The sequence below is a fragment of the Bradyrhizobium sp. AZCC 2230 genome (genome assembly GCF_036924495.1).
Taxonomy (GTDB): Bacteria; Pseudomonadota; Alphaproteobacteria; order Rhizobiales; family Xanthobacteraceae; genus Bradyrhizobium; species Bradyrhizobium rifense.
Map to the genome: position 1 here is coordinate 519,539 of NZ_JAZHRS010000001.1, position 13,480 is coordinate 533,018.

Genomic DNA, 13,480 nt, shown 5'->3' on the forward strand with positions numbered 1-13,480 from the left:
CGATGCGCAGATAGGATTAAGCTACGCGCAATTGTTGCCTTCGCGATCACCGCGAGTACTCCAAGGTTACCTGGTCACTGTTGAACGATTTCTGGACTTGTAGATGACCTTACGAAATCAAAAAGAGCAGGGGTTTGTGCTCTCCTTTGAACCGATTTGATGAACCTGGTATCGACCACCGAGTCGCGGGACAGCATGTTTACCCTCCCGGCCAACGCGTCCTCGTAGAGGGTCGGTGTGCGCTTCTCGGCATAAGATAGCCACTGACTCAGCGTCACCGTGCCGACACCCGCGAGGTCTCGGCGGGCTCGGGCTTTGCCCCTGGCGTCAAGATTCAAGCCTTCTCGCAGAGCGTAGGTCATAAGTCCGTTGTGCAATCCCCTAAGTTCGAGTGCGATGTCGTCTGCCTGGCTCGCTGCCAGGATTTGCATGCCCTTGTCATAGGCGAGTTGCCCAAGGCCCCGGTCACCCATTGGACCCGGCTTAAAACCCGGCGTATCAACACTTGCCGCTGAGTGGCAGGTATCGAGGATCATAACCATCTGTCCCGAATCCACTTCACGCAGCCATTCGCCCAGCTCTTCGCTAGAAATAAAATTTGTCAGGATCCCAGTGGCAACTGAATCGTCCGTTTTCGAGGCCGAGGGGATCAGGTAAAAGGCGCCGGTGTCCTCGGTGTGCCCGTGGCCAGAGAAAAACAAGACGATTAAATCGTCGGGTGTTGCCTTCCTCAGCTTGTCAGCATTGGCTAGATCGTTTAGCGCGGTTCGGTCAGAATTGCCTGCCAGCACGCCAAGCACTGCATGAATATTCGCCTTTGTCGCCTGGTCTACAGGTTTCGCTACTCCTGCTTTTGGAGCCTCTGAGAGCAAAGACAGAGGCACGACCTCATAATCCTTGATCTGGCGGAGCGCTGAAGACACATCCTTGGCGTCCTTCACGGCAAAATCGAGATTGCGATAGGGCTTCTGGTAACTATTGATCCCAATCGTGATCACGAAGGCACGTGGCTTCGCCGGCTCTACGTCGTCGGAGACACTGTAGTTTTCATATGAAGCTGTCTCACTCTTAATCCGGTCTTCGTTAAAGGCGTAAGAAGTGAACTTAATCGGCTTGCCCTTATCTCGTCTTGGTACCTGCACCATGAACCTATGAAGGATCTTGGTTTGCCCATCCTTCATGGGCACTTTCGACGCGGCGCGCCACTTCTCAATGCTCTCCGCACCTCCGATACCTCCACGTGGTTCAGGCCATTCCCCTACAATCTGGCCATTGCGGAACAGTCGAAGATCATACACGTCGGTCTGAGTCTTATGGTTCGTTTGCGCCGGATCTTCTTTGCTGGACACCTCAACGTCAACCATCACCTCATCGGCCGATGCGCCGCGCTGCACGCCAACTATCCTGACTCCAGGTTGAATGCGGTTCAGTTCTGACAATTCGCGAACACGCGAGAACTGTTGATTACATGCACCTGGACGCAATTGCTCCGCCCGATTGCAACTCAACAGACGAGACAGCAGCCGGGGCTCGTAATAGTCTCGCATGAAGATTTCAACCGGAACTATCGACAGTGGATCATCATGCATTGCCCAATGGAGACCGCGTATAGATTCCAGATTGTTGGTATCAAAACGGCCATCTGGAGCAACGACTGCCCAAGTTCCATCCCTGAAATCCACTAGCCTAGCAAGTTCACTTCCGTTTGCGAAATTCCAAATCCGCACTGTGCCATCATCCCCACCGGTAAATAGGAATGTTTCATCACTTGTAGCTCTCACGGAGTTCACACCCGAGCTATGTCCCCTGAAGCTTCTGATCTCCTGACCAGTGCTCAAGTCCCACAGCCCCGCTGTTCCGTCAAAACTAGCGGTCATCAGCAGCGGTCTCTTGGGTGCAAACGACGCCGCGTTAACGGACCACGGAGAGTGTCCTTCGATAATAGGTCCAATTCTCTTGCCCGTTTCTGCATTCCATACACGAATAGTCCCGTCCCACGCTCCCCCCACCACGAATCTTTCGTCGGGAGAATAGGCCGCGGACATCAGCTCAAGAGCGGAACTAACCGAATCTTCCTCGAAAGTTCTTTTGATTGCGCGCGATGCAATATTCCAGATGGTCGCCTTTCCATGACTGATCACTGTCAGCAGGTCCTGACCGCTTTGCGAGAACTTCACTGACTGAACGCCGAACACGGCAGGCCAAGGCTTGTGTTCTAGAGCCGCCTTTTGCTGTCCGCTTTTCAAATCCCACAAACGCACCGTACGATCCTCACTCGCGGTCGCGATGTAATCTCCCTTCGGTGAAAATACGACCGAATTCACCGGCCCAGAGTGACCAGAAAACCGTTTGATCATTTCGTCGCTATCTAAATCCCATAACTGCACAGCCGAATTTTCGCTCGCGGTTGCGACAAATTTGGTCTTCGGATCGAGAGTCACAGATAAGATCCGATCGTTCGGTGCCTTGAACACCCGACGCTTTGTGCCAGCTGCAAGGTCCCACACTGTAGCACCAGTGTCTGTATTCGCCGTCGCCAGCAGTCGGTCGTCTTTTGATAAGTCGATCTGTCGTACCCTCGATGACTTGCCTTCGAAACGTCTGATCATGTCCCCGGATCGCGCATCCCAAAGGATCGCAGCTCCGTCCCCCCCGCCGGTCAGCAGATATTCTCCCGTGGGGGAAAATGCCACGGCTGACACTTCAGAGCCGTGCCTTATTAATAGCTGCCCTCTTAGCTGATGGAGTGGCCGGCTGCTGAGCGTATCCCAAAGGATTGCTGTTCCGTCCCAGCTTGCAGTCGCGATCTGACTACCATCCGGAGAAAATGCCGCTGACCAAATTGTACTGGAATGACCGATGAAGCGACGGATCTCCGCCCCCGTGTTCGCGTCCCGCAACTGGGCGGTCTTGTTACTCGTAGTAAGAATGTATTCGCCGGAAGGGGAAAAAAGGGCGCGTGAAGTTGACTGCGGACCAGGAATAACCAACTCCTCACTCTTGGTAAATCTGTCCAGTATGAAAGTGTGACCGCCACTCGAGACGAGAATTCTTTTTCCGTCGGTAGAGAATCCGACCGAGCTCACCGACTGGGCATAGGGAAGTTGAACAGGATAGGGCATCGACTGCCAAGTCTGTAAATCCCAAAGTTGGACCATGTGATCGTTTAGGGTACCGCTGCCTGTCAACAAGTGAGAGGAATCTGGCGAAAACGCAATTGCTGCGTATGGCAGCGGCAGCCTCATAATCTCGCGTCCGCTCGAGAACTCCCAGATGATTACAGGCCCCCGCGCATCTGAGCACGCAGCTGCCAGAAGCCTGCCATCGCGCGAGATGGCAACATTGGTTATTCCGAAGGGACAACCTAAGAACCGACGCACCTCGCGGCCCGTCGAGACGTTCCAGAGCACTGCTGTGCGATCAAGGCTGCCAGTCAACGCGAACCGACCATCTGGGGAGAATACTGCAGTCTCTATCGGACCGTTGTGACCAATTTCAACGACCAAATCAGGTTTATTATCTGCACGACGGTCCTGCGCGTAGCTGGCATCTCGCCAACACAATATAAGAGAGCTGGCGCTAAAGATGCAGGCCAATGCCGTAGTCAGTCTCCTCCCCATCGCTGAGCTATCGCCCAAAGTTGGTGACGGCGGGAATCGGAAAGGCGGCATATCGTGGGGGTGCTTGACGCCTCCACTTCTCCACCAAAGGAGCGATATGCCGTGTCCAAAGATAACATCATCAAGCTGATTCAGCCAGCAAACGTCGACGATCAACTCACGGAAATCTTGCGTACTGGGGCACGTGTTCTGTTGGCCCAGGCGGTCGAGGCCGAGGTCGCGGACTTTCTCGGCAAGCATGCCGATTTGAAGACCGCGGACGGCCACCAGCGGGTCGTGCGCCACGGTCACCTGCCGGAGCGCGAGGTGATGACCGGTATCGGTCCTGTCGCGATCCGCCAGCCGCGTGTGCGCGATCGCGAGGCGGACGCTACCGCTGCCGACCGCATCCGGTTCTCGCCGTCGATCCTGCCGCCCTACATGCGCCGCTCGAAATCGATCGAGACGCTGCTGCCAATCCTTTACCTGAAGGGTATCTCGACCGGCGACTTCTCCGAGGCGCTGGCGGCGCTGCTCGGCAAGGACGCTGCCGGGTTGTCAGCATCCGCCATCGGTCGCCTGAAGGACGGTTGGCTTGACGAACACACCGCATGGCAGAGGCGCGATCTGTCGGCGAAGCGTTACGTCTACATCTGGGCCGATGGCATCCATCTCCAGGCACGCCTCGAAGACGAAAAGCAGTGCATCCTGGTGCTGATCGGCGCGACGCCGGAAGGCCGCAAGGAACTGGTCGGCTTCACCGATGGCGCCCGCGAGAGCACGCAGGACTGGCGCGATCTGCTGCTCGACCTGAAGCGGCGCGGGCTCGACGTGCCGCCGCGGCTTACCATCGCCGATGGCGCGCTCGGGTTCTGGAAGGCCGCCGGTGAGGTCTGGCCGAAAACGCGCGAGCAGCGCTGCTGGGTGCACAAGACTGCCAACGTGCTCGCCAAGTTGCCGAAGAGCCAGCAGCCGAAGGCCAAACGCGCGTTGCAGGAAATCTGGATGGCCGAAACCAAGGCCGCCGCCGAACTGGCGTTCGACGCCTTCATCGAGAGCTACACGCCGAAATACGAGAAGGCGGCCGACTGCCTGAGCAAGGATCGGGAAACGCTACTGGCGTTCTACGACTTCCCGGCCGAGCACTGGAAACACCTGCGGACGACCAATCCCATTGAAAGCACCTTCGCTACCGTGCGCCACCGCACGATCCGATCGAAGGGATGCCTGTCCAACAGGACGGCGCTCGCGATGGTCTTCAAGCTGCTTGAGGCCGCGCAGAAAAGCTGGCGTCGTCTCGATGGCCACAACCAGTTGCCAAAACTCGTTCTCGGTGTGACATTCAACAACGGGATCGAGGTCATCGCCAAGCCGGCTGATCGTCAGCCCGCAACCGCCGCCGCCTAACCGGCTCGGCCGTCACCAAAATTTGGCGATAGCTCCCATCGCTTAGCTCCTTAGGGTGGCTGGTTCGCGTGCTGACTGGCGATCAGTACCAAAGCTTGTATCCAGATGATACGATCCGTGAGATCCGACGAAGATAGCAGCTATCCCCGATGCTAGTGCCCAGTTATGCAATCGGTAGCCGTGGGAGGTAGAGTCCAAGGTTGTAGCAATCGAAGTGAGTGGTTCAATCTATGGTTCGATTGCACACAGACGTAGCAGGTCGGTCGACGAGCCACTGAACTGATTTCATTGGTGTTCAGGTGACAGGAAGTCCTAACAGGATCTCTTTGGTCCCTGCCATCTGATTGTGGGATCACCACTTCCCGAGCAGCTCGTGTACCAGGCGGTTGTCTGGGCAGGCTCGAATATTGCAAGCCTGAATGCCCCTTTCGACTTCTTTCCTGTGTCAGGAACATCAGGTACTTCCTTTGCCGTTGGTCCCTCCTTGGTACAGTCTCCGTAGGTTGCCGGCACGAGCCGCTTCTCTCCCGTGTTCTGGCTCTTGACGCAGATATCGGCTGCGAAGGCCTGCGACGTCAAATTCGAAGCTATGACTGCGCCGGCTATGAAATAGCTGACAAGATTTCGCATTCTATCCCCCGCTGCCCGGTCGATTGATAACGCTTCGCAGTCGCTCGGTCTGAAATGCCGAGTCGAGCTCTTTTCGCCCGTTGAGTGTATTCGGGCCCATTGTTATGAGAAGGTCATCCGTCTGTGTTCGCGTTGCGCTCAGAAACGGAGATGTGTTGTTGGCTGTCACGTTCACGAGCTTCCAGGTGGGAGTTGCACTTCCGCCTGCGATAACCTGAAACGTTACATGATGCGAAATAGTATCAAACGGGCTGTCCTTTATGTGTTCGGATGCGAGGCCGTGGTCCCATGTCTCAAGGGCCGACTTCAAGGTCTCGTGGATGCCCAGATTGCCGGCAATCGGAGCATGGACGTTTGTTTCGCGGCTGACTTCATCGCAATCAACTTGCCCGGGGGGGCGAATTGATCTGGCATTCAGCAACTCATCAAAGGGCCAGAAATACGTTATCGTCAGCTCACGGGTTGCGTTGGTCTCAAACTGACCGCCAACTGCAAGGGTACGTGTTGCGGCAGCGTTGAAAACCGAAACGCCTGGATTAACATCACCCTTGTCAAGAGCCCGAACAGTCAATGCGACCTTGGCCGCCCACTTTCCGATTGCGTTATGCCTTTTGTCTACGTCGGAATACTCAAGCGCAACAGCGTTGCCGAGCTCACATTTCACATGGGCAGAAATACCCAGGACGAAATCCCTGAAGTCATTCTCCGTTGGCCTTTCGACCTTCATTAGTGGAAGTACGGCGCCGCATCCTGCGAGCTCAATTCCAAGCAAACCGATAGCAAGAATATATAATGGTCGCACAAATGCCCCCCCGGCTCGAAAACTGGACGATACGTCGATTTTTAAAACCGTACTAGTTCAGTTGAAATATTTTTGCCTGGCAACCAGGAGGCGCCTCGAGGTTGCTTTATGGAAGGAGGCCGATTGTCGTCTTGCGGGATGTTGATCCCAGCTAGGAGACGTGCTCCTCGAGTATTTCTCAAGAAAGATCAATGCCTTGGATTGAGGGGAGCCTTGAGGTGGTCAAGCCACTCGGATAGTCGTCGAACAAACCTGTGGTCTTGACGCGACCGGTGGCTTCTTCGCAATCTGGGCGGAAGAGGCAAACCGGTATCGTTTCACTATAGCAATTTAGAAAAGCGAGGGACCAGCGATGACCAACTTCGATCGTCGAACTGCTTTGGGTGCATGTGTGGCGCTTGGCGGGATTGCCTTGGCCTCGACGAGGGCTGCATCGCAATCCGATCCGATCAAGGCCGGTCCGGTAACGATGGAGAAATGGATCGAGCTTGCGGAGAGCGCAAAGTCCATCGATTCGCCCTTGTACATGGGACGTTTCAGGGAGCCCATGTACTTTTTGCTCGAGCCGATATCGTGGACGCCGAGTTTTACAGAAGCACGGAAGCTGAGCAACGTGACTGTTCCAAAGGGATTTGTGACCGATCTGGCGAGCATACCGCCATTTTTCTACTCGTTTTTGAGGCCGGACGGCGAATACGCCTATGCCGCGATCATACACGACTACCTCTACTGGGAGCAGAGCGGCTCGATAGACGCAGCGAACAGTACCCTGAAAGCGGCAATGCAGGATCTAAAGGTCGATCCCTTCAAGGTGGAGGCTATTTATTCTGCGGTTTCGTGGGGAGGACAAAAATATTGGGATCAAAACAAGAAACTGAAAGAGCAGGGGGAACGTCGGTATCTCCAGGAATTCCCGCCCACCGCGGCAGTCAGTTGGGAGGATTGGAAGAAGCGTCAAGGCGTCTTCCGCCCCTGAAATTGCCAATGTTGCGGCGCGCATCCAGCTCTTCAGTCCTTTGGCAATCAAATGGAAGGGTGTAGACATCTCGATCTGCAACTCGATAGCTTTGTGCCCATATTGGCCTCAGGCAATAGAATGTTGGTGATGGCTGGACATCGTATTCTGTGCATTGTTGCGTCAATTTTCGTTCTACTAATTTTGCGACAGGGCGTCGCTGCTGAAGCGCCGCAAACTGCGAGCGGTGAACGTTTTGCCTTGCTTATCGGCGTCGACGACTATGCTCCGTCGCCCGAGAAAAGCGGACGCGTCACGCCGCTAAAGGGACCGGCTAACGATGTCGCCCTTGTGAAGCAGTTGCTTGTATCCCAATACAAGTTTGCCGACGATGCCGCCCACGTCGTGACGCTGATTGGCAAGCAAGCGACGCGGGAGGCGATACTCAAGACGTTCAAATCGCACCTGATCGAGAGAGCGGCAACGCACCCGCAATCCACGATCGTATTTTATTTCAGCGGCCACGGGGCCAAGTTTAGTCCCGGGGATGGCAGTACGCACAGCACGCTTGTCGCTTACGATAGTCGCGCGAGCGGGGGTAAGGATATTGTCGACAATGAGCTGATCGATCTTTTCGATGAGCTGCGCAAGTACACAAGCAACATTACTTTCATTCTGGACAGTTGCCATTCCGGTAGCGCCATCAAGGGCATCGACTCCCCGACGCTGACATCCAGGAGCGCGCCCCCGAACCCGCACCAATTCAGGCCCGGTGACCGCGTAGATGGTCCCGCCCGGAAGTCTGGCGAGGCAACCGGTTCATTCCTGACGCGCAGACAACAGTTCGCATTGCTCTCTGCTTCACATGCCGAAGAGCTGTCTTACGAGGACAGGATCGACACCACTTCGGGGAAAAGGTTCCACGGTTTCTTCACCTTCTATCTCGTGCAGGTTTTAAACAGTCAGCCAGCTGCAACTGTTGAACTGACGATGAGGGATGTAGGTCTTTCGCTTGCAAGGACCTTGCCTTATCAACACCCTCAGGCGGTCGGAAGAATTGAAGGGCGGATCTTCGGTGATGCATCCGATCGCGAAGACCCCTACGTCAAAATCGTTTCTCAACCGGCTAACGGATCTTTTGAGATCGCGACGGGCCGGACGCTCGGCCTGAGTGACGGAGCATTTCTGGCTATCTACGCTCCCACTGCGAAAAGGTTGACGGGAGAAAAAGACAAGATCGCGAATGCACAAATATCAAAACTGGGGGATGTGAGATCCACTGCTACGGTATCAGGCCCGGTGACAAAGCCCTTTGGTCAAGATGCGAAGGTGACCATTGTCGCTCCCTATCTCGGTTCCGAGAAACTTCGCATAAATGTGAGTGAGCTGCCCGGGCAACAGATGACCGGAGATGACGCAGGGCTTCTTCACCAGTTATCCGAGGCGCTGTCCAACGACCAGTGGGTAAGACCAGCCGGTCGCAACGAAACCTGGAATGTCGCTATTCGTCGGGGCTGCGCTGATGATGGGAAGCTGGTTCTGTCGTCGGAACGCAAAAAAGTGACCAAGGATTGTACTGCTGTCTACTATCTCACCGAGAAGGGCGATTCCCCGCTCTTTCAGTTTTTTGTTGCTGCTGCCAGCCAGTCCAGGGTTGCGGATCTTGTTGACCGCATTAAGCGGTTTGCAAGGCAGGAGAATCTTCGTGCCATGGACAACAAGTCCTCACCGTTTCGCGAACAAGTCCAGGTGGGCGTCACAAAGGTGGATCTAGAGGCAGGAAGTGGTCCAGAGCCCGTTATCATCCAGAAGCCAGCCGACGGCGCTGACACGGCAGAGCCCATGCGGATCGACCAGCGCTTCCAGGTTGAGGTCAGGAATAACAGTGATCGCGAACTCTATGCTGCGGTATTTATGCTTGGCAGTAGTGGAAATACCGAGCTTATAACAAGCAATCCGAATGGAGATCTGGTGCATGCGCATAGCAAAATGGTGATGCACTCGCCCAGAAAGATCGGGCCTCCGCTTGGTCGAGAAAGTTACAAGGTAATTGCCACGACAGTTTCCAGCGTGGACTTTCGTCTTCTCGAGCCGATACCCGGCGCCAAAGGAGAGGGCGGCTCGCTCTTTGAGTTCTACCAGAGAAGGGCAATTGGTGGCGCTGCCAAAGACTCGAGTCCCGTCGATCTTGATAGTTGGGCGACCGCAATTGTCGATGTTGTGGTCGTACCTTAGGCATCATGTGCCGGTGCTGACAAACGAGCGGCGGCCGAAGAAGGTGCAACTGCTCTTTTGCGAGTTTGGCTCTCATGACCGGCGAGCTGCAGGTTGGGAAACGAGGCCCCGCTTTCTCGCGCTTGTGAACAAAAAGGCTACGCTTTAGAGGGCGGCTGTCGGTGGGCAAGACGGGTACAAGGTGCAGGGCTCGAGCCTTATGCGCGCGGTATGCAGCGATCTGCACCGGTGTCCTTGTTTTGGTCTCCGCTTGGTTTGCTTCATGCTCTGGTCTTCAACAAGCCAGTGCCGCCGATGACGCCCGGCAGGTCGCGACCGAGCAGGCCTATCCGCTCGTGTCGCGAGAGGGAGCGCGACTTGTAGCGACGGTTGGCCACTTACAGGGCATAACGAGCCTCGTCTGGAGCAGCGACGGCAAGCAATTGCTCAGTGGTAGTGCCGACAATTCGGCGAAGTTATGGGATGTCGCTTCTGGTTCGTTGATCCGGAGCTTTCCCGGATCGAATGATGATGTTCGCGGAATGCGGAACAGCGTCAGCGCTGTGGCGTTTGGCAAGGACGAAACTGAAGTCATCATCGGTGCGTCAAATGGCGCAACTCGATGGGATCTCGGGACGGGAGCTGCCCGGGGTTACCTCGAGACATCGGTAAATCTGGTTACCGCTATAGCGGTTACAAACGGTGCATCAACCGTCGCCGTCGCGGGCAATGGTCCTGCCACCGAAGGCGCGAAGCCATTCGTTCGCTTGCATTCGGATGCCAGACGAAGCGTCAAGCTAACAAGAGAATACTCGGTAGATGCTCTGGCTTTCAGTCACGATGGCAAATGGCTTGCGACAGGCGGTGCAGACAAGTTGAGCGAGACGCAAGGCGGCGTGCAGGTCGAGAGCGCGGTACATGTCTGGGACGTCCAGTCCGCAGCTGGAGTGGCATCGTGGTCCGGCCCGAAGGATGGCATCAAGTGGGTTCAATTTTCGCCGGCGGGCGACTTACTGTACGCGCTTTCGCTGGGTACGCTGTTCGTTCGTAGCCTGCCGGATGCGAAGGAGGTGCTTAGTCTTGCGGCCTACCACGCGGCATTGTCTCCTGATGGGCGCTGGCTTGCCCTGAATGCGGGTGATGGGAGCGATAGCGCAAACGCGAGCGTGGTGGACATTCGCGATTCCCGATCGGGTAACCTGATTCTTTCTGTCCCGTGGCCGCCTTCCGACGATGAAACGGCTCGAAGCCGGATACTGAGCCTTGCCTTCCGGCCGGACGGCTCATCGCTCGCGATCGGTTTGAGCAATGGCAAGATAGCCGTCTGGGATTTCACCAAAAAGGGCTTCAGCCTCGTCCGTGCCTCACGCGAATGGGGTGCTGCCAAGCCGGTTGCAATTGACGGTGCCGGGAAGAACCTCGTGGTGGCCGGCGATCGTGGCCTGGCGATCTGGAATTTCGACACGGGCGTTCGAAAGGCACTGTCGGTTAGCGCAAAACATGATGTGGATGTTGTCGCGATATCGCGCGACGGAAGCATCATCGCCGCGGGCAGCAAGCAGGGAGGAATCATTGTCTGGGACGCCGCTACGGGAAAGCAGCTTACTGATTTCCTGACAGGTCTTTCAGGCATAACAGCTGTGGGACTTAGTCACGATGGAAAAAAGTTGATTGTGGGGACCTACTCAACAGCTCGCCTTTTGACCGTGAGCGGTAAAATTCTGGCGGACCTCGGGAATCGCTTTCCTATCGTACGCGCAGCAGCGTTCCGTCCTGGAGATACCGAGCTGATCATCGGAGATGAGGCTGGCGAAGTGTCAGTCTTCTCTGGTCCGAAATGGCAAAAAAAGCGCGCGATACCGCCCCCGGGTATCAATGCCACGGTACAGGATGTTGCATTTGATGCCGGCGGTCATCGAATGATTATTGGATACGGAAACGGGTACAACCGTGCTGTGGTTCATGACCTCGACAAAGGAAAAGCGTTTTCGCTGGCTCCTCACAAGGCGTGGATCTGGTCGGTGGCGTTGTCAGCCGATGGATCTCGCGCAATCACGGGAAGTGGCGATGAAACAGCAGCGCTATGGAACGTGAACACAGGTGACCGTATCGCAACGCTTACGCGTCCTGGAGTGGTTCTTGGTGTCGGCTTTGCAATAAACGGGACCGATCTTCTGGCTTATTCGGACAGGACGGTGACCCTGCATCCGTTGTCGTCGCCGGCCGATTTTCTGCAACTCGTTGAACTGGGCGGTGATCGCTGGGCCGTTGCAGCTCAGGACGGACGCTTCGATACAAATGATCTTGATAATGTGCGTGACCTGAACTGGTTCATGCCGGATGATCCTTTGCGACCTCTCGCGCTGGAGGTCTTTATGCGGGATTATCTCGAGCCGGGATTGCTCGCGCGATCTGTCTCTTGCCGGCTGGCGATAGAGCAAGATCCCAAGGCGTGCGACAGCGAATTTCCGGCAGTTGCGCAAATCTCGAAACTGAACCGTGTTTTGCCAAAAGTGAGCATCACCGGTTTCAGGGCGGGCGAGACCATTGATGACGTCGTCGTTACCGTTGCGGTCGAGCAGGGCAGCGATCCGACTCAAAAGAATGGGAAGATCTTTACTGACGCCTACGATCTGCGACTATTTCGGGATAACCAACTGGTCAAGCGGCTCGCACCTGATGTGGCGGCTGACTATCGACGTAATCCGCCATCCTGGCGAGACGCGATGAGGGTCGTCGGCTCGAAATTCGAATTCACGGTTCGCCTTCCAAGGCGGAAGGTGCAGAAGGAAATCCGTTTCGCGGCGTATGCCTTCAACGAAGATCGCGCGAAGAGCGGCACTGCACGCGCTAGCTATAGTGCACCTGCTGATCCTTCTCTGAAAAAACCGAAGGCCTATGTGGTTACGATCGGAATCAGCGACTACGAGGAGACGAGTAGAGATCTGAAATTTGCAGCAAAAGATGCGATTGATACCGCGAAAGCCTTGCAAGCCATTCGCGGTTTCGATGTTGTCAGCGCGTCTCTTATCTCCAAGCGGCCTGTCTTGAATGCTTCCAAGATAAAGCTGAAAGCCGTATTTCGGGCACTTGCCGGAGATGAATCTGCACACTCAATATTGGCAGGCGTACCAGGCTCTGGCCGTCTCACGAAGGCTGCTCCTGAGGATCTGGTCATAATCACCTTTTCCGGGCACGGTTACACTCAGCGCGATGGCACCTTTTATCTGGTTCCCAGCGATGCGCGGGCATCTACGGACGTAACCCCGGGTGTTCTCTCGAGCTTTGTTTCCAGCGAAGAGTTGAGTGAATGGCTGGAGGATGTCGACGCAGGACAGCTCGCTTTGGTGATCGATGCGTGTCACTCGGCCGCCAGTGTCAAGGCAGCGGGCTTCAAGCCGGGCCCTTTGGGCGACCGAGACCTTGGTCAGCTTGCGTACGACAAGGGCATGCGGATTCTCGCGGCAAGCCAGGAGGCGCAGGCAGCGATTGAACTGGGGAAGCTGCAGCAGGGTCTTCTTACATACGCGCTTGTTCAAGAGGGGCTCGGCGCAAACGGTGGTCCGCTCCGGGCCGACGCCGATCACAACTCCGAAGTGACACTGGATGAATGGCTACGATACGGAGAGACCCGGACGCCTCGCCTTTACGATGATGCGCGCGCCGGAAAGATCCCCATCGTCGTTCGTGACTCGACTGTGGATCCTTTCTTTATAACCGCAATGGTTGCCAGCCTTCAGACGCCCGTGCTCTTCGACTACCACAGGGGTGTCGAGCAAGCGATAATCAGGAAACGCTAACGCCGGTCAAAACGCCTGCGAAACCTGCGCTGAGCAGTGGAGATGAGGACTGGACGTCTTCTTTCGGAGCAAA

Annotated in this window: 6 protein-coding genes; 4 read left to right on the plus strand and 2 right to left on the minus strand. The window is 55.8% G+C overall.

Going from position 1 to position 13,480, the window contains the following annotated elements:
- Positions 1-74: 74 nt before the first annotated feature.
- Positions 75-3,596, minus strand: a complete 3,522-nt coding sequence (locus tag V1280_RS02375; protein WP_334518627.1) for a caspase family protein — start codon at positions 3,594-3,596, stop codon at positions 75-77.
- A gap of 126 nt (positions 3,597-3,722) precedes the next feature.
- Here V1280_RS02375 and V1280_RS02380 point away from each other — a divergent pair, with 126 nt between their 5' ends.
- A complete protein-coding gene (locus tag V1280_RS02380; protein WP_334518628.1) occupies positions 3,723-5,006 on the plus strand; it encodes an IS256 family transposase in 1,284 nt (427 codons plus the stop codon).
- A gap of 631 nt (positions 5,007-5,637) precedes the next feature.
- Here the strand turns inward: V1280_RS02380 and V1280_RS02385 are convergent.
- Complete coding sequence (locus V1280_RS02385) at positions 5,638-6,438, minus strand: hypothetical protein (protein WP_334518630.1); 801 nt, start codon at positions 6,436-6,438, stop codon at positions 5,638-5,640.
- A 352-nt stretch (positions 6,439-6,790) separates the two neighbouring features.
- Between V1280_RS02385 and V1280_RS02390 the strand changes: the two genes are divergently transcribed.
- The 3 genes from V1280_RS02390 to V1280_RS02400 all read left to right on the plus strand — a co-directional run bounded on the left by V1280_RS02390 (position 6,791) and on the right by V1280_RS02400 (position 13,407).
- Positions 6,791-7,414, plus strand: coding sequence for a DUF1353 domain-containing protein (locus V1280_RS02390; protein WP_334518632.1), 624 nt, complete (start codon positions 6,791-6,793; stop codon positions 7,412-7,414).
- Between the two features lie 129 nt (positions 7,415-7,543).
- A complete protein-coding gene (locus V1280_RS02395) occupies positions 7,544-9,628 on the plus strand; it encodes a caspase family protein (RefSeq protein WP_334518635.1) in 2,085 nt (694 codons plus the stop codon).
- A 239-nt stretch (positions 9,629-9,867) separates the two neighbouring features.
- On the plus strand, positions 9,868-13,407 hold the full coding sequence (locus V1280_RS02400; RefSeq protein ID WP_334518637.1) for a caspase family protein: 3,540 nt from the start codon (positions 9,868-9,870) through the stop codon (positions 13,405-13,407).
- The last annotated feature ends 73 nt before the right edge of the window (positions 13,408-13,480 follow it).